At 55.9% G+C, this 17,194-nt stretch carries 16 protein-coding genes; 11 read left to right on the top strand and 5 right to left on the bottom strand.

Annotation, left to right across the window (positions count from 1 at the left end; genetic code table 11):
* Positions 1 to 54 precede the first annotated feature (54 nt).
* Genes yidC through rpmH form a run of 4 tightly spaced genes read right to left on the bottom strand, consistent with a single transcriptional unit; the run spans position 55 to position 2,438 of the window.
* Positions 55 to 1,698, bottom strand: a complete 1,644-nt coding sequence (gene yidC, locus DD606_RS06560) for a membrane protein insertase YidC (RefSeq protein WP_003861138.1) — start codon at positions 1,696 to 1,698, stop codon at positions 55 to 57.
* Between the two features lie 2 nt (positions 1,699 to 1,700).
* Positions 1,701 to 1,958: a membrane protein insertion efficiency factor YidD gene (gene yidD, locus DD606_RS06555; protein ID WP_001307474.1), complete on the bottom strand. Its 258-nt coding sequence runs from the start codon at positions 1,956 to 1,958 to the stop codon at positions 1,701 to 1,703.
* Positions 1,922 to 2,281, bottom strand: a complete 360-nt coding sequence (gene rnpA / locus DD606_RS06550; RefSeq protein WP_003861126.1) for a ribonuclease P protein component — start codon at positions 2,279 to 2,281, stop codon at positions 1,922 to 1,924. Before rnpA ends, yidD begins: the two co-directional genes overlap by 37 nt.
* Before the next feature lie 16 nt (positions 2,282 to 2,297).
* On the bottom strand, positions 2,298 to 2,438 hold the full coding sequence (gene rpmH / locus DD606_RS06545; RefSeq protein ID WP_000831330.1) for a 50S ribosomal protein L34: 141 nt from the start codon (positions 2,436 to 2,438) through the stop codon (positions 2,298 to 2,300).
* A gap of 637 nt (positions 2,439 to 3,075) precedes the next feature.
* Here rpmH and dnaA point away from each other — a divergent pair.
* From dnaA to gyrB, 4 genes are read left to right on the top strand one after another with little or no spacing between them, the layout of a single operon-like run.
* Positions 3,076 to 4,470 (top strand): chromosomal replication initiator protein DnaA, encoded by a 1,395-nt coding sequence (gene dnaA / locus DD606_RS06540; protein WP_003861124.1) that lies wholly within the window; start codon positions 3,076 to 3,078, stop codon positions 4,468 to 4,470.
* A gap of 4 nt (positions 4,471 to 4,474) precedes the next feature.
* A complete protein-coding gene (dnaN, locus tag DD606_RS06535; RefSeq protein ID WP_129258378.1) occupies positions 4,475 to 5,575 on the top strand; it encodes a DNA polymerase III subunit beta in 1,101 nt (366 codons plus the stop codon).
* Positions 5,575 to 6,648 (top strand): DNA replication/repair protein RecF, encoded by a 1,074-nt coding sequence (gene recF, locus DD606_RS06530; RefSeq protein ID WP_023323910.1) that lies wholly within the window; start codon positions 5,575 to 5,577, stop codon positions 6,646 to 6,648. Before dnaN ends, recF begins: the two co-directional genes overlap by 1 nt.
* A gap of 28 nt (positions 6,649 to 6,676) precedes the next feature.
* Positions 6,677 to 9,088 carry a DNA topoisomerase (ATP-hydrolyzing) subunit B gene (gene gyrB / locus DD606_RS06525; RefSeq protein WP_003861119.1) on the top strand — a complete coding sequence of 804 codons (2,412 nt, stop codon included), beginning with the start codon at positions 6,677 to 6,679 and terminating at the stop codon, positions 9,086 to 9,088.
* A gap of 33 nt (positions 9,089 to 9,121) precedes the next feature.
* Here gyrB and DD606_RS06520 read toward each other — a convergent pair whose 3' ends face one another.
* A complete protein-coding gene (locus tag DD606_RS06520; protein ID WP_003861115.1) occupies positions 9,122 to 10,057 on the bottom strand; it encodes a LysR family transcriptional regulator in 936 nt (311 codons plus the stop codon).
* Between the two features lie 113 nt (positions 10,058 to 10,170).
* Between DD606_RS06520 and DD606_RS06515 the strand changes: the two genes are divergently transcribed.
* The 7 genes from DD606_RS06515 to DD606_RS06485 all read left to right on the top strand — a co-directional run bounded on the left by DD606_RS06515 (position 10,171) and on the right by DD606_RS06485 (position 17,177).
* A complete protein-coding gene (locus tag DD606_RS06515; protein ID WP_023323911.1) occupies positions 10,171 to 11,196 on the top strand; it encodes an NAD(P)-dependent alcohol dehydrogenase in 1,026 nt (341 codons plus the stop codon).
* 113 nt (positions 11,197 to 11,309) lie between these two features.
* Positions 11,310 to 12,122 carry a sugar-phosphatase gene (yidA, locus tag DD606_RS06510; RefSeq protein ID WP_023295661.1) on the top strand — a complete coding sequence of 271 codons (813 nt, stop codon included), beginning with the start codon at positions 11,310 to 11,312 and terminating at the stop codon, positions 12,120 to 12,122.
* A 226-nt stretch (positions 12,123 to 12,348) separates the two neighbouring features.
* Complete coding sequence (dgoR, locus tag DD606_RS06505; RefSeq protein ID WP_003861109.1) at positions 12,349 to 13,038, top strand: D-galactonate utilization transcriptional regulator DgoR; 690 nt, start codon at positions 12,349 to 12,351, stop codon at positions 13,036 to 13,038.
* Positions 13,035 to 13,913, top strand: coding sequence for a 2-dehydro-3-deoxygalactonokinase (locus DD606_RS06500; RefSeq protein WP_022650086.1), 879 nt, complete (start codon positions 13,035 to 13,037; stop codon positions 13,911 to 13,913). Before dgoR ends, DD606_RS06500 begins: the two co-directional genes overlap by 4 nt.
* Positions 13,897 to 14,514 carry a 2-dehydro-3-deoxy-6-phosphogalactonate aldolase gene (locus DD606_RS06495; RefSeq protein ID WP_129258376.1) on the top strand — a complete coding sequence of 206 codons (618 nt, stop codon included), beginning with the start codon at positions 13,897 to 13,899 and terminating at the stop codon, positions 14,512 to 14,514. Before DD606_RS06500 ends, DD606_RS06495 begins: the two co-directional genes overlap by 17 nt.
* Positions 14,511 to 15,659: a galactonate dehydratase gene (gene dgoD / locus DD606_RS06490; RefSeq protein WP_003861103.1), complete on the top strand. Its 1,149-nt coding sequence runs from the start codon at positions 14,511 to 14,513 to the stop codon at positions 15,657 to 15,659. Before DD606_RS06495 ends, dgoD begins: the two co-directional genes overlap by 4 nt.
* 180 nt (positions 15,660 to 15,839) lie before the next feature.
* On the top strand, positions 15,840 to 17,177 hold the full coding sequence (locus DD606_RS06485) for an MFS transporter (RefSeq protein ID WP_164724104.1): 1,338 nt from the start codon (positions 15,840 to 15,842) through the stop codon (positions 17,175 to 17,177).
* The last annotated feature ends 17 nt before the right edge of the window (positions 17,178 to 17,194 follow it).

Here is a 17,194-nt window from a genome sequence, read left to right as displayed (position 1 = left end):
CAAATAAAAAAGGCGGTCAATCGACCGCCCTTATTTTAGCGTTAAGTTACCGAATCAGGACTTTTTCTTTTCGCGGCTATGCAGGCCACGTTTTTCCAGACCACGGTAAATCAGCTGCTGCTGGATGATGGTCACCAGGTTGCTGACGATATAGTACAGCACCAGACCTGACGGGAACCACAGGAAGAACACGGTGAAGATGACCGGCATAAAGGTCATGATCTTCTGCTGCATCGGGTCGGTCACGGTGGTCGGAGACATCTTCTGAATGAAGAACATCGTCACGCCCATCAGGATCGGCAGGATGTAGTACGGGTCCTGTGCGGACAAGTCATGGATCCACAGGGCGAACGGCGCGTGGCGCAGCTCAACGGAACCCATCAGCATGTAGTACAGCGCAAGGAAGATTGGCATCTGAATCAGCAGCGGGAAGCAACCACCCAGTGGGTTCACTTTCTCTGCTTTATACAGGGCCATCATCTCCTGGCTCTGACGCTGTTTGTCATCGCCCAGACGCTCACGCATAGCCTGAATCTTCGGCTGTAGCATACGCATCTTCGCCATGGAGGTGTACTGCGCTTTAGTCAGCGGGTACATGATGCCACGAACGATAAAGGTGATAACGATGATGGAGAAGCCCCAGTTACCCAGGAAGCTGTGGATGAACTTCAGCAGCTTAAACAGCGGCTGAGAGATGAACCACAACCAACCGTAATCCACGGTCAGATCCAGGTGCGGCGCAACGGCAGCCATTTTGTCCTGGATTTCCGGGCCGACCCACAGGGTGCTTGCCAGTTTACCGGTTTGACCCGGCTGCACCAGAACCGGCTGAGATTTGTAGCCGATGGCTGCAATACCGTTGCCGAGGTTCGCGGTGTAGAAGTTGTTCGTACCGTCGTTATTCGGTACCCACGCCGTCGCGAAATACTGTTGCAGCATTGCGACCCAACCGCCTTTAGAGCTGACGTTCAGGTTTTCGTTATCGGCAATGGTGTCGAATTTGTATTTCTCGTACTTGGTATCTGGCGTGGAGTAAGCCGCGCCACGGAAGGTATGCAGCGCAAAGTTGCTGCTTCCGGTATCACGGTGAGACGGCAGATTGATGGACTGCTTCAGCTGACCAAAGGTAGAGATTTCCAGCGGTTTCGCACCGGCGTTCTGTACGCTGTAGCCCACGTTCACCGCATACTCACCGCGTTTCAGGGTGAAGGTTTTGGTGAAGGTGTTGCCTGCCGCGTCGGTGTAGGTCATCGGGATAACCAGTTCGTTCTGACCATCAGCCAGTACAAACGTGTCATTCTCGACGTTATACAGTGGACGCGCACCGTTAGCCGGATTATCCGGGCCATCACGACCGGTCAGGCCGCTCTGCGCCTGGTAGATAAATTCAGGCGTGGTTTCCAGTAACTGGAACGGTTCGGTAGACTTCAGTTCTTTCGGGTAGGTCAACAGCAGCGCCTGCTCAACATCACCACCACGGGTGTTGATAGTCAGCTCAAGCACATCGGTCTTAACCGTAATCTGTTTCCCCTGGCCACTGGCCGGTACGCCCTGGTCGGCGGCGCTACCCGCTGCGGTGGTCGTGGTCTGCGTGGTCTGCTGCTGGGGTTGAGGATTTTTATCCTGCTCCCATGCCTGCCAGATCATGAAAGACACGAACAACAAAGCGATGATAAGAAGATTGCGTTGCGAATCCATCGTTAGTGTTCTCTGGTATCAAAAGGTCCTGGAGGGACGGGGTCGTCTCCACCTGGGTGTAAAGGGTGGCATTTTAATACGCGTTTCACCGTCAACCAACTGCCTTTTATCACTCCAAACCTGCGCAATGCCTCAATTCCGTAGCTTGAGCATGTTGGCGTGAAACGGCAGTGTGGCCCGAGTAGCGGACTAATCAGGCGTTGATAGACCCGAATGAGGGCTATCAGGACCCGCGAGCCAGGCGACAGTGGCGGCGCCATAATTTTTCCAACGCTTCCGAGAGAGCACGGTTATCGAGGTCGGCAACCCCTTTTTTCGCCACCACCACGAAATCCATTGAAGGCAGTTCGTGCTGACGTAAACGGAAACTTTCACGCGTCAGACGTTTAATCCGGTTGCGTTCATGCGCACGCTTAACGTTTTTCTTGGCGACTGTGAGACCGATGCGGGGATGCCCCAGCGAATTTTGGCGGCCGAGGATGGTGATTTGCGGCGTGCCAGCCCGTTGTGGCTGCTGGAAGACGAAAGTGAAATGAGTGGGAGTTAACAAACGTAACTCCCTGGGAAATGCGAGCTTAACCACTCAGGGGTTAGCTTTATTACTTGGAAACGGTCAGACGAGCGCGGCCTTTAGCACGACGACGTGCCAGAACCTGACGACCATTTTTAGTAGCCATACGAGCACGGAAGCCGTGAGAACGGTTGCGCTTCAGTACAGACGGTTGAAAAGTGCGTTTCATGGCGATTTCTACCTAAACTTGAATAAATTCACTGACTTTTGCGTATACCCGAACGAGATTCGAACGACTAACGCCTCAGCGTGGGTGATTAAAGAGGCCGGATTGTAATAATTGTACACTCCGGAGTCAATTCTCTTTCCTTATTTCCCGCGTATTTCCGCACGATTTCGCGTGGAAAATGAGCAACGGACGACGCAGGAAGATGAGCATCACGCGCCGGGTCGAGGATTATACGGGCTCGCCAACAAAGCGCAAGGATCGTCCCGGATCTTCGTTAGATCATTTAAGCCAAAAATTGTCTGTGCTCATTAAATTTTCCAATATGCGGCCTAAATCGCGAGGCACTCGCGTCAGGATCGTTTACACTTACCCGATTCCGGATCTTCCTGTGGATAAATCGGGAAGAATCTGTGAGAAACAGAAGATCTCTGGCTCAGTTTAGGCTATGATCCGCGGTCCCGATCGGGATCCAGCGATCCTGGTCGGGCATAAACACAACATCGTTCAGGCTGTATCAACGATAGCGTGTATAACCGCAGATAGCGGTTCGCACATCACCCTGATGGGGTCATGTCGATGTGCGCCAACAATCATGAATATTCAATAGTTTTCTTTTATTGTTCGAGTGGAGTCCGCCGTGTCACTTTCGCTTTGGCAGCAGTGTCTTGCCCGATTGCAGGATGAGTTACCAGCCACAGAATTCAGTATGTGGATCCGCCCGTTGCAGGCGGAACTGAGCGATAACACGCTGGCTTTGTATGCGCCAAACCGTTTCGTGCTCGATTGGGTAAGGGATAAATACCTTAATAACATCAATGGACTGCTGAATGATTTCTGCGGGTCAGATGCCCCACAGCTGCGTTTTGAAGTGGGCACAAAGCCGGTCACCCAAACCGTTCGTGAAGTTGTCAATGTGGCAGCCCCTGCACAGGCGGCGCCCGCTCCAGCGCCTCGCGTTGCACCGGCTCGTCAGGGCTGGGATAACGTTCCAGCCCCCGCTGAGCCTACCTACCGCTCTAACGTTAACGTGAAACACACGTTCGATAACTTCGTTGAAGGTAAGTCGAACCAGCTGGCGCGCGCGGCGGCTCGCCAGGTTGCCGATAACCCCGGTGGCGCTTACAACCCGCTGTTCCTGTATGGCGGCACGGGTCTCGGTAAAACGCACCTGTTGCATGCGGTGGGCAACGGCATTATGGCGCGTAAGCCCAATGCCAAAGTAGTGTATATGCACTCCGAACGCTTCGTTCAGGACATGGTAAAAGCCCTGCAAAACAATGCGATCGAAGAGTTTAAACGCTACTACCGTTCCGTTGATGCGCTGCTGATCGATGACATTCAGTTCTTTGCCAATAAAGAACGATCGCAGGAAGAGTTTTTCCATACCTTTAACGCCCTGCTGGAAGGTAATCAGCAGATCATTCTGACCTCGGATCGTTATCCAAAAGAGATCAACGGCGTTGAAGATCGTCTCAAATCCCGCTTCGGCTGGGGCCTGACCGTGGCGATCGAGCCGCCGGAACTGGAAACCCGCGTCGCGATCCTGATGAAAAAAGCCGACGAGAACGACATTCGCCTGCCGGGTGAAGTGGCGTTCTTTATTGCCAAGCGCTTGCGTTCCAACGTGCGTGAGCTGGAAGGGGCGCTGAACCGCGTTATCGCTAACGCCAACTTCACCGGTCGTGCGATCACCATCGATTTTGTGCGTGAAGCACTGCGCGATTTATTGGCTTTGCAGGAAAAACTGGTCACTATCGACAATATTCAGAAGACGGTGGCTGAGTACTACAAGATCAAAGTGGCAGATTTACTGTCTAAACGTCGTTCCCGCTCGGTGGCGCGTCCGCGTCAGATGGCGATGGCGCTGGCAAAAGAGCTCACCAACCACAGCCTGCCGGAAATCGGTGATGCGTTTGGTGGCCGTGACCATACGACCGTGCTGCACGCTTGTCGCAAGATCGAGCAGCTACGCGAAGAAAGCCACGACATAAAAGAAGATTTTTCCAATTTAATCAGAACATTATCATCGTGACGCTATGAAATTTACCGTTGAACGTGAACATTTATTAAAACCGCTGCAACAGGTGAGTGGCCCATTAGGCGGCCGCCCTACGCTGCCTATTCTTGGAAACCTGCTGCTTCAGGTCGCGGACGGTACGCTGTCGCTGACCGGCACAGATCTGGAAATGGAAATGATCGCGCGCGTTACGCTGACTCAGCCGCACGACGCGGGCGCGACCACGGTTCCGGCACGTAAATTCTTTGATATTTGCCGCGGGTTGCCGGAAGGCGCTGAAATCGCCGTGCAGCTGGAGGGCGACCGCATACTGGTGCGCTCTGGCCGCAGCCGTTTCTCCCTCTCCACGCTGCCCGCTGCGGACTTCCCGAACCTGGATGACTGGCAGAGCGAAGTTGAATTTACCCTGCCGCAGGCGACGATGAAGCGTCTGATTGAAGCCACGCAGTTCTCCATGGCGCATCAGGACGTTCGTTACTACTTAAACGGCATGCTGTTCGAAACCGAAGGTGAAGAGCTGCGTACCGTGGCGACCGACGGTCACCGTCTGGCGGTCTGTTCCATGCCGATTGGCGATTCACTGCCAAACCATTCGGTGATCGTACCGCGTAAAGGCGTAATTGAACTGATGCGCATGCTCGACGGCGGCGATACCCCACTGCGCGTGCAGATTGGCAGCAACAATATTCGTGCCCACGTGGGCGATTTTGTCTTCACATCGAAGCTGGTAGACGGTCGTTTCCCGGATTATCGCCGCGTATTGCCGAAGAATCCGGACAAAACGCTGGAGGCGGGTTGCGACATCCTCAAGCAGGCGTTTGCGCGTGCCGCTATTCTCTCGAACGAGAAATTCCGCGGCGTACGTCTGTACGTGAGTGAAAACCAGATCAAAATCACCGCCAACAACCCGGAGCAGGAAGAGGCAGAAGAGATTCTGGACGTCACCTACGCCGGGGCTGAGATGGAAATCGGCTTCAACGTCAGCTACGTGCTGGATGTGCTGAATGCACTGAAATGCGAGAACGTTCGCATCCTGCTGACTGACTCCGTTTCGAGCGTACAGATTGAAGATGCCGCATCACAGTCGGCTGCTTATGTTGTCATGCCAATGAGACTGTAATGTCGCTCACCCGTCTGTTGATCCGCGACTTTCGCAATATCGAAAGCGCGGATCTCGCTTTATCCCCTGGCTTTAACTTCCTGGTTGGCGCGAACGGCAGCGGCAAAACCAGCGTGCTGGAAGCCATCTATACGCTCGGCCACGGCCGGGCGTTTCGCAGTTTGCAGATTGGTCGCGTGATTCGCCACGAGCAGGATTCTTTTGTTCTGCACGGGCGTTTGCAGGGCGCAGAGCGGGAAACCGCCATCGGCCTGACCAAAGACAAGCAGGGCGACAGCAAGGTGCGCATCGACGGCACCGATGGCCACAAGGTGGCGGAGCTGGCGCTGCTGATGCCGATGCAGCTGATTACGCCCGAGGGGTTTACTTTACTCAACGGCGGCCCCAAATACAGAAGAGCGTTCCTCGACTGGGGATGCTTTCACAATGAAGCCGGTTTCTTTAACGCCTGGAGCAACCTGAAGCGTCTGCTTAAACAGCGTAACGCCGCATTGCGCCAGGTCACGCGCTACGCCCAGCTGCGTCCGTGGGACATGGAACTCATTCCTCTAGCGGAACAAATCAGCCGCTGGCGTGCCGAATACAGCGCAGGTATCGCCGAAGACATGGCCGGCACCTGCAAACAGTTTTTACCCGAGTTCTCTCTCACCTTCTCTTTCCAGCGCGGCTGGGAGAAAGAGACGGATTATGCTGAGGTGTTAGAGAGAAGCTTCGAGCGCGATCGCATGTTGACCTACACCGCGCACGGCCCGCACAAGGCGGATTTCCGCATTCGTGCCGACGGTGCGCCGGTGGAAGACACGCTGTCGCGCGGGCAGCTGAAGCTCCTGATGTGCGCGCTGCGCCTGGCGCAGGGGGAGTACCTCACCCGCGAAAGTGGGCGACGCTGCCTTTACCTGATAGATGATTTTGCCTCGGAACTTGACGACGCGCGGCGCGGGCTGCTTGCCAGCCGCCTGAAAGCCACGCAGTCGCAGGTTTTCGTCAGCGCCATTAGCGCTGAACACGTTATGGACATGTCGGACGAAAATTCGAAGATGTTTACCGTGGAAAAGGGTAAAATAACGGATTAACCCAAGTTGAAATGAGCGAGAAACGTTGATGTCGAATTCTTATGACTCCTCCAGTATCAAAGTCCTGAAAGGGCTGGATGCGGTGCGTAAGCGCCCGGGTATGTATATCGGCGACACGGATGACGGCACCGGTCTGCACCACATGGTATTCGAGGTGGTAGATAACGCTATCGACGAAGCGCTCGCGGGTCACTGTAAAGACATCGTGGTCACGATCCATGCGGACAACTCCGTGTCCGTTACCGATGACGGTCGTGGCATCCCAACCGGTATTCACCCGGAAGAGGGCGTATCTGCTGCGGAAGTGATCATGACCGTTCTGCACGCAGGCGGTAAGTTCGATGATAACTCCTATAAAGTTTCCGGCGGTCTGCACGGCGTAGGCGTATCCGTAGTAAACGCCCTGTCGCAGAAGCTGGAGCTGGTTATCCAGCGCGAAGGCAAAATTCACCGTCAGATCTACCAGCACGGCGTGCCTGAAGCGCCGCTGGCCGTCACGGGTGATACCGAGAAAACCGGTACCATGGTGCGTTTCTGGCCGAGCCTTGAAACCTTCACCAACGTCACCGAATTCGAGTACGACATTCTGGCGAAACGCCTGCGTGAACTGTCGTTCCTGAACTCCGGCGTGTCGATTCGTCTGCGCGACAAACGCGACAACAAAGAAGACCACTTCCATTACGAAGGTGGTATCAAGGCGTTCGTTGAGTATCTGAACAAGAACAAAACGCCAATTCACCCGAATATCTTCTACTTCTCTACTGAAAAAGACGGTATCGGCGTGGAAGTGGCCTTGCAGTGGAACGACGGTTTCCAGGAAAACATTTACTGCTTCACCAACAACATTCCACAGCGCGACGGCGGTACGCACCTTGCGGGCTTCCGCGCGGCGATGACCCGTACCCTGAACGCTTACATGGACAAAGAAGGCTACAGCAAAAAAGCGAAAGTCAGCGCCACCGGTGACGATGCCCGTGAAGGCCTGATTGCCGTGGTCTCCGTGAAGGTGCCGGATCCGAAGTTCTCCTCACAGACCAAAGACAAGCTGGTCTCTTCTGAGGTGAAATCGGCGGTTGAACAGCAGATGAACGAACTGCTGAGCGAATACCTGCTGGAAAACCCGTCCGACGCGAAAATCGTGGTGGGTAAAATTATCGATGCGGCGCGTGCCCGTGAAGCGGCGCGTAAAGCGCGTGAAATGACCCGTCGTAAAGGCGCGCTGGACCTGGCAGGCCTGCCGGGCAAACTGGCTGACTGTCAGGAACGCGACCCGGCGCTGTCTGAACTGTACCTTGTGGAAGGGGACTCCGCGGGCGGTTCTGCAAAGCAGGGCCGTAACCGCAAGAACCAGGCGATTCTGCCGCTGAAGGGTAAAATCCTCAACGTTGAGAAAGCGCGCTTCGACAAGATGCTCTCTTCTCAGGAAGTGGCGACGCTCATCACCGCGCTCGGCTGCGGCATTGGTCGCGACGAGTACAACCCGGACAAACTGCGTTATCACAGCATCATCATCATGACCGATGCGGACGTCGACGGCTCGCACATCCGTACGCTGCTATTGACCTTCTTCTATCGTCAGATGCCGGAAATCGTTGAGCGCGGCCACGTCTACATTGCGCAGCCACCGCTGTACAAGGTGAAAAAAGGCAAGCAGGAACAGTACATTAAAGATGACGACGCGATGGATCAGTACCAAATCGCGATCGCCCTTGATGGTGCGACCCTGCACGCAAACTCCAGCGCGCCAGCGCTGGCCGGTGAGCCGCTGGAGCGTCTGGTCTCCGAGTTCAACGCCACGCAGAAAATGATTGGCCGTATGGAGCGTCGCTATCCGAAAGCGCTGCTGAAAGAGCTGATTTACCAGCCGACCCTGACCGAAGCCGATCTGAGCAACGAGCAGACCGTCACCCGCTGGGTGAACACCCTGGTGAGCGAGCTGAACGAGAAAGAGCAGCACGGCAGCCAGTGGAAGTTCGACGTTCAGCAGAACGCTGAGCAGCAGTTCGAGCCGATCGTCCGCGTGCGTACCCACGGCGTCGATACCGACTACCCGCTGGAGCACGAGTTTGTTACCGGTCCGGAATACCGCCGTATCTGCACCCTGGGCGAGAAGCTGCGCGGTCTGATCGAAGACGATGCGTTCATCGAACGTGGCGAGCGCCGTCAGCCGGTGGCAAGCTTCGAGCAGGCGCTGGAATGGCTGGTGAAAGAGTCCCGTCGCGGCCTCTCTATTCAGCGTTATAAAGGTCTGGGCGAAATGAACCCGGATCAGCTGTGGGAAACCACCATGGATCCGGAAAGCCGCCGCATGCTGCGCGTTACCGTTAAAGACGCGATTGCAGCGGATCAGCTGTTCACGACCCTGATGGGCGATGCGGTTGAACCACGTCGCGCCTTCATCGAAGAGAACGCCCTGAAGGCGGCGAATATCGATATTTAATCGTCGCTTTACGACAACATAACTGGCCGCGCTTTAGCGCGGCTTTTTTATGGACGCAGGAAACTCCAGCGACATCACTGCCGGTAAACGTTTGACCAGCATATCTATGGCAATTCTTACCCTTAGCGGCAGGTGTGGCGTCTGCTGCCAGACGGCATGAACGTCGAAGCGTACATCCGGGGCCTGCTTAAAGAGCGGGACAAGATTTCCCTGATGAATTTCTTTGATGACCATCCAGCAGGGTAACCATGCAATACCGTGGCCGGCCAGCGCCGCGTCGCAGATCGCCTGCAAATCATCCATATTGAGGGATGAGCGGGGAATAAACGTGCGCGACGTGCCATCGTAATCCATCAGCTGCCAGGGTAAGACTCTGCCCGCACGCGTGTAGTTAATGGCCGTATACTGGCGTAAATCATCAACGCTTTGCGGCTGGCCATTCTTAATCAGATAATCCGGCGCGGCACACAGAACCATTCGGTGCACCCCCAGCCTTCTGGCGACCAGCACGGCGCTGTCAGCCAGGGTGCCATTGCGCACCGCCATATCAAACCCTTCTTCCACAAGATCCACGATGCGGTCGCTAAAGGACATTTCAAGCTCAAGCCCGGGATGCTCCTGCGCCAGCTCTATTAGCAGCGGGGCGATACACTGGCGACCAAACAGCACCGGCATGGCAACACGCAGCCGACCGCTGACCTGATGTTTTCCGGTTTCAAGCTGCGATTCAGCGCCACGGATCTCTTCCAGCGCGCGCAGGCAGCGTTCATAAAAAAGCGCGCCGTTATCGGTCAGCCTCTGGCTGCGGGTGGTCCGATGAAACAGACGAACCCCCAGCCTCTCTTCAAGACGAGCAATGCTTTTTCCTACCGCCGAGCGCGACAAATGCAGACGGACGGCGGCCTGGGCAAAACTTCCTGCCTCAACGGAGGCAACGAAAACGGGAATATCTTTCAGCGTATCGGTCATGGATGAATTGTATCAATTTGGTCATCAATGATGGGAAAACTTATCGCCACTGGTGACGCTGAGTCAACGGTAGACTGTCAGAACTGAAAATCATCTGATGACAGGAGAAAAAAATGACAGCAACAATGCAACGCTGGTCAATGGATGCCCTTGGTCGTGAAAGCCTCAGGCTCGTTCAGGAGCCTGTTCCACAGCCAGGCCCGGGAGAGGTCCGCGTACGGGTAAATGCCGTTGCGCTCAACTACCGGGATAAAATGGTGATTGAAGGCACGATGCCGATTCCGCTTTCCTTCCCGTTTACCCCAGCATCTGACATGGCAGGCGTGGTGGACAGCATCGGTGAAGGCGTTACGCGTTTCAAACCCGGCGCACGCGTCATCTCAACCTTCTTCCCGGAATGGATCGACGGCAAGCCGCAGGCAGACGCGCGCGATTTGCCTTATAAAACGTCCGGTGGATACTTCCAGGGCATGCTGGCCGAATATGTGATTGTGAGTGAAAACGCGCTGGTGGCGTCCCCGGAAAGCCTGGATGACGCTGAGGCCAGCACGCTTCCTTGCGCGGGGCTTACCGCATGGTTCGCGCTGGTGGAGCGCGGTCATTTACGCGCCGGGCAATCGGTGCTGGTACAAGGGACGGGCGGTGTGGCGCTATTCGCTTTGCAGATAGCAAAAGCGCACGGCGCAGAGGTGTTTGTCTCCTCGGGAAGTGATGAAAAACTGGCGCGGGCCAAAAAGCTGGGGGCCAGCCAGGGCATCAACCGACTGAAAGGCGACTGGGCTGAAAATACGCTGGCACTGACGCAGGATCGCGGCATCGACCATATTATCGAAACCGTGGGTGGGGAGAACCTGAGACATTCCCTGCGCGCCGTTGCCGTTCATGGGCGGATATCGGTCATTGGCGTGCTGGCCGGGACAGAAATTTCTCTGCCTGCAAGCGAGCTGTTGCTGAAATCCCCCGTCATTCAGGGGATTGGGGTTGGACACCGCCGGGCGCTGGAAGATTTTGTCCGTGCTGTTGATGTCACGGAGTTAAAACCGGTGATTGAGCATCGCTACCGCTTTGACGAGCTGGAACAGGCGCTTGAACATCTGGATCGCGGTGCGTTTGGCAAAATCGTTCTCACCCGCGAGTGAGTTCCCGTTCCCGGGATAAACGTAAAAGGGGCTTTTTGTTGCGCAAGGTAGCTCTATTTTTGTGTGCTTAATCGCGTTAGCATGAGGTAGCACTCATTTATCCCGGGGACCTCATGGCTATCAAACTCATTGCAATCGATATGGACGGCACGCTGCTGCTGCCAGACCACACTATCTCTCCTGCCGTTAAAAATGCGATCGCCGCCGCACGTGAAAAAGGCGTGAACGTGGTGCTCACCACCGGACGCCCGTATGCCGGGGTGCACAGTTACCTGAAAGAGCTGCACATGAACCAGCCTGGCGATTACTGCATCACCTATAACGGCGCGCTGGTGCAAAAGGCAGCCGATGGCAGCACGGTGGCGCAAACTGCACTGAGCTATGATGACTATCGGTTCCTGGAAAAACTCTCCCGCGACGTGGGCTCTCACTTCCACGCGCTCGATCGCAATACGCTTTACACCGCCAACCGCGATATCAGCTACTACACGGTGCACGAGTCCTACGTTGCAACCATTCCTCTGGTGTTCTGTGAAGCGGAGAAAATGGATCCGGCAACCCAGTTCCTGAAAGTGATGATGATTGATGAACCTGCGGTTCTCGACAAAGCCATTTCACGCATTCCGGCTGAGGTAAAAGAGAAATACACCGTACTGAAAAGTGCGCCGTACTTCCTCGAAATTCTCGATAAACGCGTCAATAAAGGCACGGGCGTCAAATCGCTTGCCGATGCGCTGGGCATCAAGCCTGAGGAGATCATGGCGCTGGGCGACCAGGAAAACGATATTGCGATGATCGAATATGCTGGCATGGGCGTGGCGATGGATAACGCGATCCCGTCGGTAAAAGAAGTGGCGAACTTCGTGACCAAATCTAACCTGGAAGACGGCGTTGCCTGGGCGATCGAGAAATTTGTCCTCTCCTAGCAGCTGTCTGTAATCATCAGCCTCGGTTATCTACCGGGGCTTTTTTTGGCCCTGAATTTATCGGGTTGTTCTTTTTGTGATCTGGATTGTAGTACAACATTAACTGATTGTACTACATTGTCACCACGGCAAAGACGAAAGGCCTCACGTTTGTACTGCAAAAGTGAGGCGAAATTCAGCGGTCGCGGTAAAGTAGTGATGGACTTACAGAGCACAAGGACTCTCCATGACACTCAATAAAACCGATCGCATTGTCATCACGCTGGGCACTCAGATTGTGGGTGGCAAATACGTTCCCGGTTCGCCGCTGCCAGCAGAGGCGGAACTGTGCGAGGAGTTTGAAACCTCGCGCAACATCATCCGGGAAGTGTTCCGCTCGCTGATGGCGAAGCGGCTGATTGAAATGAAGCGCTATCGCGGCGCGTTTGTGGCGCCGCGTAACCAGTGGAACTACCTCGATACCGATGTTCTGCAATGGGTACTGGAAAACGACTACGACCCACGGCTTATCGGCGCGATGAGCGAAGTCCGAAATCTGGTGGAACCGGCCATTGCCCGCTGGGCGGCTGAGCGCGCAACGTCAGGTGACCTGGCACAGATTGAGTCGGCTTTAAACGACATGATCGCCAATAACCAGAATCGGGAGGCGTTCAACGAGGCGGACATTCGCTACCACGAGGCGGTATTGCAGTCGGTGCATAACCCGGTGTTACAGCAGCTTAGCGTGGCGATCAGCTCGCTACAGCGAGCAGTATTTGAACGTACCTGGATGGGTGATGAGGCCAACATGCCGAAAACGCTTCAGGAACATAAAGCGCTGTTCGATGCGATACGGCATCAGGACGGCGATGCGGCAGAGCAGGCGGCGCTGACCATGATCGCCAGCTCGACACGAAGGTTGAAGGAAATCACATGACATCACGCTACATCGCAATTGACTGGGGATCGACCAATCTGCGCGCCTGGCTCTACCAGGGTGAGCAGTGCCTGGAACGCAGGCAATCAGAAGCAGGTGTGACGCGCCTGAACGGTAAATCCCCAGCAGCGGTGTTAGCAGAGGTGACACAAAACTGGCGCGACGGTACTACGCCAGTGGTGATGGCCGGAATGGTCGGCAGTAACGTAGGCTGGAAGGTTGCGCCTTATCTGTCGGTTCCGGTGCATTTCACTGCCGTTGGCGAGCAGTTAACGTCCGTTGGCGACAATGTCTGGATTATCCCCGGTTTATGCGTCTCTCGCGACGATAACCATAACGTGATGCGCGGTGAAGAGACGCAACTGCTCGGGGCGCGCACGCTTTCTCCTTCTTCTGTCTACGTCATGCCCGGGACGCACTGCAAATGGGTCCAGGCGGATGCTGAGCAAATTCATGACTTTCGCACCGTAATGACCGGCGAATTGCACCACTTGCTGCTTAAGCACTCGCTGGTGGGGGCCGGTTTGCCGGAGCAGACCCCTTCGCCGGAAGCGTTTGCCGCCGGGCTGGAGCGCGGGATCGCATCCCCTGCCGTTTTGCCGCAACTTTTTGAGGTTCGCGCCTCGCACGTGCTGGGAAATCTTCCGCGCGAACAGGTCAGCGAATTTCTGTCCGGCCTGCTGATTGGCGCAGAGGTCGCCACCCTGAGCGACGCGTTCGCCGGGCAGCAGGCCATCACGCTCGTCGCGGGTTCATCGCTGACGTCTCGTTACCGCCAGGCGTTCCACGCTATCGGACGGGATGTTGCTGCGGTGGAAGGCGACACGGCATTTCAGGCAGGCATAAGGAGCATCGCTCATGCAGTGGCAAACTGAACTTCCCCTGATCGCGATTTTGCGCGGTATCACGCCCGGTGAGGCCTTAGCGCACGTTGGCGCGGTGATCGACGCCGGGTTCGACGCGGTGGAAATCCCGCTCAACTCCCCGGAGTGGGAAAAAAGCATTCCGGCAATTGTGAAGGCGTTTGGTGATAAGGCGCTGATTGGCGCTGGCACCGTATTACAGCCGGAGCAGGTGGATGAACTGGCGAAGATGGGCTGCAAGCTTATTGTCACACCGAATATGAACCCCGAGGTGATCCGCCGGGCGGTGGAGTACGGCATGACCGTTTGCCCGGGTTGCGCCACGGCTACAGAAGCCTTTGCCGCCCTCGATGCAGGCGCACAGTCTCTCAAAATTTTCCCGTCGTCGGCCTTTGGTCCGGATTACATCAAAGCGCTGAAAGCGGTCTTACCCGCCAGCGTGCCGGTCTTTGCCGTGGGCGGCGTCACGCCGGAAAACCTGGTGCAGTGGATGAAAGCGGGCTGTGTGGGCGCCGGGCTGGGCAGCGATCTCTATCGTGCCGGACAGCCCGTTGAGCGTACCGCACAGCAGGCGGCAGCATTTGTGAAAGCGTATCGAGAGGCAGTGCAATGAAAATAACCAAACTCACCACGTACCGTTTACCCCCGCGTTGGATGTTCCTGAAAATCGAAACCGACGAAGGCGTGGTTGGCTGGGGCGAGCCGGTGATTGAAGGCCGTGCGCGCACCGTTGAAGCCGCGGTTCACGAGCTGGGCGAATACCTGATTGGCCAGGATCCGGCGCGCATCAACGACCTGTGGCAGGTCATGTACCGGGCGGGATTTTACCGTGGCGGTCCGATCCTGATGAGCGCCATCGCCGGTATTGATCAGGCGCTGTGGGATATCAAAGGCAAAGTGCTGAATGCCCCGGTCTGGCAATTAATGGGCGGCCTGGTGCGCGACAAAATCAAAGCCTACAGCTGGGTGGGCGGTGACCGCCCTGCGGAAGTGATCGACGGTATCCGGCAACTGCGCAACATCGGTTTTGACACCTTCAAACTCAACGGCTGCGAAGAGATGGGCGTTATCGACAACTCGCGCGCGGTAGACCGGGCGGTGAATACCGTGGCGCAAATCCGCGAGGCTTTCGGCAACGAGATTGAGTTTGGCCTGGATTTCCACGGCCGCGTTAGCGCGCCAATGGCCAAAGTGCTGATTAAAGAGCTGGAGCCGTATCGCCCGCTGTTTATCGAAGAGCCGGTGCTGGCCGAGCAGGCGGAATACTATCCAAAACTGGCTGAACAGACCCATATTCCTATCGCCGCGGGTGAGCGTATGTTCTCGCGCTTCGAGTTCAAACGCGTGCTGGAAGCGGGCGGCATTGCGATCCTGCAACCGGACCTCTCCCACGCGGGTGGCATCACCGAATGCTACAAAATTGCCGGAATGGCAGAAGCCTACGATGTGGCGCTGGCCCCGCACTGTCCGCTTGGGCCAATTGCGCTGGCGGCCTGCCTGCACGTCGACTTCGTCTCGCGCAATGCGGTGTTCCAGGAACAAAGCATGGGCATTCACTATAACAAGGGCGCGGAGCTGCTCGACTTTGTGAAAAACAAGGAAGACTTCAGCATGGAAGGCGGTTTCTTTAAACCGTTAACGAAGCCGGGCCTTGGCGTGGAGATCGACGAAGCCAAAGTCATTGAGCTGAGTAAAAGTGCGCCGGACTGGCGTAACCCACTGTGGCGTCATGAAGACGGTTCCGTAGCCGAGTGGTAAATGCGCGTCATACTTCGCGCTGGTGATGCGTTGGCTGCGTTTTCTTACCCCGGTCACATACTTTTGTATGCTCCCGGGGATGCGAAAACTTGCCGCCTTCCCCCAGCACGAATTATTTAGCGCATTCCGTTTACGTTTTTAATTAAAAAAACCAAATACACCCTCTGTAAATTACAGGGCATGGTGAGCGGCTTCGCTATGCCCAAAATCTGGAGACAGATTGCGATGGATATTCCAGTTACTGCTGCAAAAACCGGGCGTCGTCGTTACCTGACGCTGATCATGATCTTTATTACCGTGGTCATCTGTTATGTCGACCGCGCCAACCTTGCCGTGGCATCGGCTCATATTCAGGAAGAGTTTGGCATCACCAAAGCGGAAATGGGCTACGTCTTCTCGGCGTTTGCCTGGCTGTATACGCTCTGCCAGATCCCGGGCGGCTGGTTCCTTGACCGCGTGGGGTCGCGTCTGACCTACTTTATCGCTATTTTTGGCTGGTCCGTGGCGACTCTGTTCCAGGGCTTCGCCACCGGGCTGATGTCACTGATTGGCCTGCGCGCCATCACCGGGGTGTTTGAAGCGCCCGCGTTTCCGACCAACAACCGCATGGTGACCAGCTGGTTCCCGGAACACGAACGCGCTTCCGCTGTTGGTTTTTACACCTCCGGGCAGTTTGTTGGCCTGGCATTTCTGACGCCGCTGTTAATCTGGATCCAGGAGCTACTGAGCTGGCACTGGGTGTTCATCGTCACCGGCGGGATCGGCATTATCTGGTCGTTAATCTGGTTTAAGGTTTATCAGCCGCCGCGCCTGACCAAAAGCATCACCAAAGCCGAACTGGACTACATCCGCGACGGCGGTGGCCTGGTGGACGGCGATGCGCCCGTGAAAAAAGAGGCGCGCCAGCCGCTGACCAGAGCGGACTGGAAGCTGGTCTTCCACCGTAAGCTGGTGGGCGTATATCTGGGCCAGTTCGCGGTGACTTCCACGCTGTGGTTCTTCCTCACCTGGTTCCCGAACTATCTGACCCAGGAAAAAGGGATTACCGCGCTAAAGGCGGGCTTTATGACCACCGTACCCTTCCTTGCGGCGTTTTTCGGCGTCCTGCTCTCGGGCTGGCTGGCGGACAAACTGGTGAAAAAAGGCTTCTCACTGGGCGTTGCGCGTAAAACGCCTATTATCTGCGGCCTGCTGATCTCTACCTGCATCATGGGAGCGAACTACACCAACGATCCGGTGTGGATCATGACCTTGATGGCGTTAGCGTTCTTCGGGAACGGTTTTGCCTCCATCACCTGGTCGCTGGTGTCGTCGCTGGCGCCGATGCGTCTGATTGGCCTGACCGGCGGCGTGTTTAACTTCGTTGGCGGCCTGGGCGGGATCACCGTGCCGCTGGTCATCGGTTACCTGGCGCAGGACTACGGCTTTGGTCCGGCGCTGGTGTATATCTCTGCCGTGGCGCTGATCGGGGCGCTCTCCTACATCCTGCTGGTCGGCGACGTGAAACGAGTAGGCTAATCCCTTCGGATGTTTTA

It is taken from the genome of Enterobacter cloacae complex sp. GF14B, from assembly GCF_004136805.1.
In the GTDB taxonomy this organism is placed as follows: domain Bacteria; phylum Pseudomonadota; class Gammaproteobacteria; order Enterobacterales; family Enterobacteriaceae; genus Enterobacter; species Enterobacter hormaechei_C.
The sequence above is the reverse complement of the archived record's forward strand: the minus strand, read 5'-3'. Positions and strand labels throughout refer to the sequence as shown.

Excerpts from the sequence above, each read along its gene's own strand:
- DD606_RS06500 (WP_022650086.1), top strand. The coding sequence starts at position 13,035 with ATGACATCACGCTACATCGCAATTGACTGGGGATCGACCAATCTGCGC.
- gyrB (WP_003861119.1), top strand. The coding sequence starts at position 6,677 with ATGTCGAATTCTTATGACTCCTCCAGTATCAAAGTCCTGAAAGGGCTG.
- DD606_RS06515 (WP_023323911.1), top strand. The coding sequence starts at position 10,171 with ATGACAGCAACAATGCAACGCTGGTCAATGGATGCCCTTGGTCGTGAA.
- yidD (WP_001307474.1), bottom strand. The coding sequence starts at position 1,958 with ATGGCGCCGCCACTGTCGCCTGGCTCGCGGGTCCTGATAGCCCTCATT.
- DD606_RS06495 (WP_129258376.1), top strand. The coding sequence starts at position 13,897 with ATGCAGTGGCAAACTGAACTTCCCCTGATCGCGATTTTGCGCGGTATC.
- recF (WP_023323910.1), top strand. The coding sequence starts at position 5,575 with ATGTCGCTCACCCGTCTGTTGATCCGCGACTTTCGCAATATCGAAAGC.
- dnaN (WP_129258378.1), top strand. The coding sequence starts at position 4,475 with ATGAAATTTACCGTTGAACGTGAACATTTATTAAAACCGCTGCAACAG.
- DD606_RS06485 (WP_164724104.1), top strand. The coding sequence starts at position 15,840 with ATGGTGAGCGGCTTCGCTATGCCCAAAATCTGGAGACAGATTGCGATG.
- dgoR (WP_003861109.1), top strand. The coding sequence starts at position 12,349 with ATGACACTCAATAAAACCGATCGCATTGTCATCACGCTGGGCACTCAG.
- yidC (WP_003861138.1), bottom strand. The coding sequence starts at position 1,698 with ATGGATTCGCAACGCAATCTTCTTATCATCGCTTTGTTGTTCGTGTCT.
- rpmH (WP_000831330.1), bottom strand. The coding sequence starts at position 2,438 with ATGAAACGCACTTTTCAACCGTCTGTACTGAAGCGCAACCGTTCTCAC.
- DD606_RS06520 (WP_003861115.1), bottom strand. The coding sequence starts at position 10,057 with ATGACCGATACGCTGAAAGATATTCCCGTTTTCGTTGCCTCCGTTGAG.
- dgoD (WP_003861103.1), top strand. The coding sequence starts at position 14,511 with ATGAAAATAACCAAACTCACCACGTACCGTTTACCCCCGCGTTGGATG.
- yidA (WP_023295661.1), top strand. The coding sequence starts at position 11,310 with ATGGCTATCAAACTCATTGCAATCGATATGGACGGCACGCTGCTGCTG.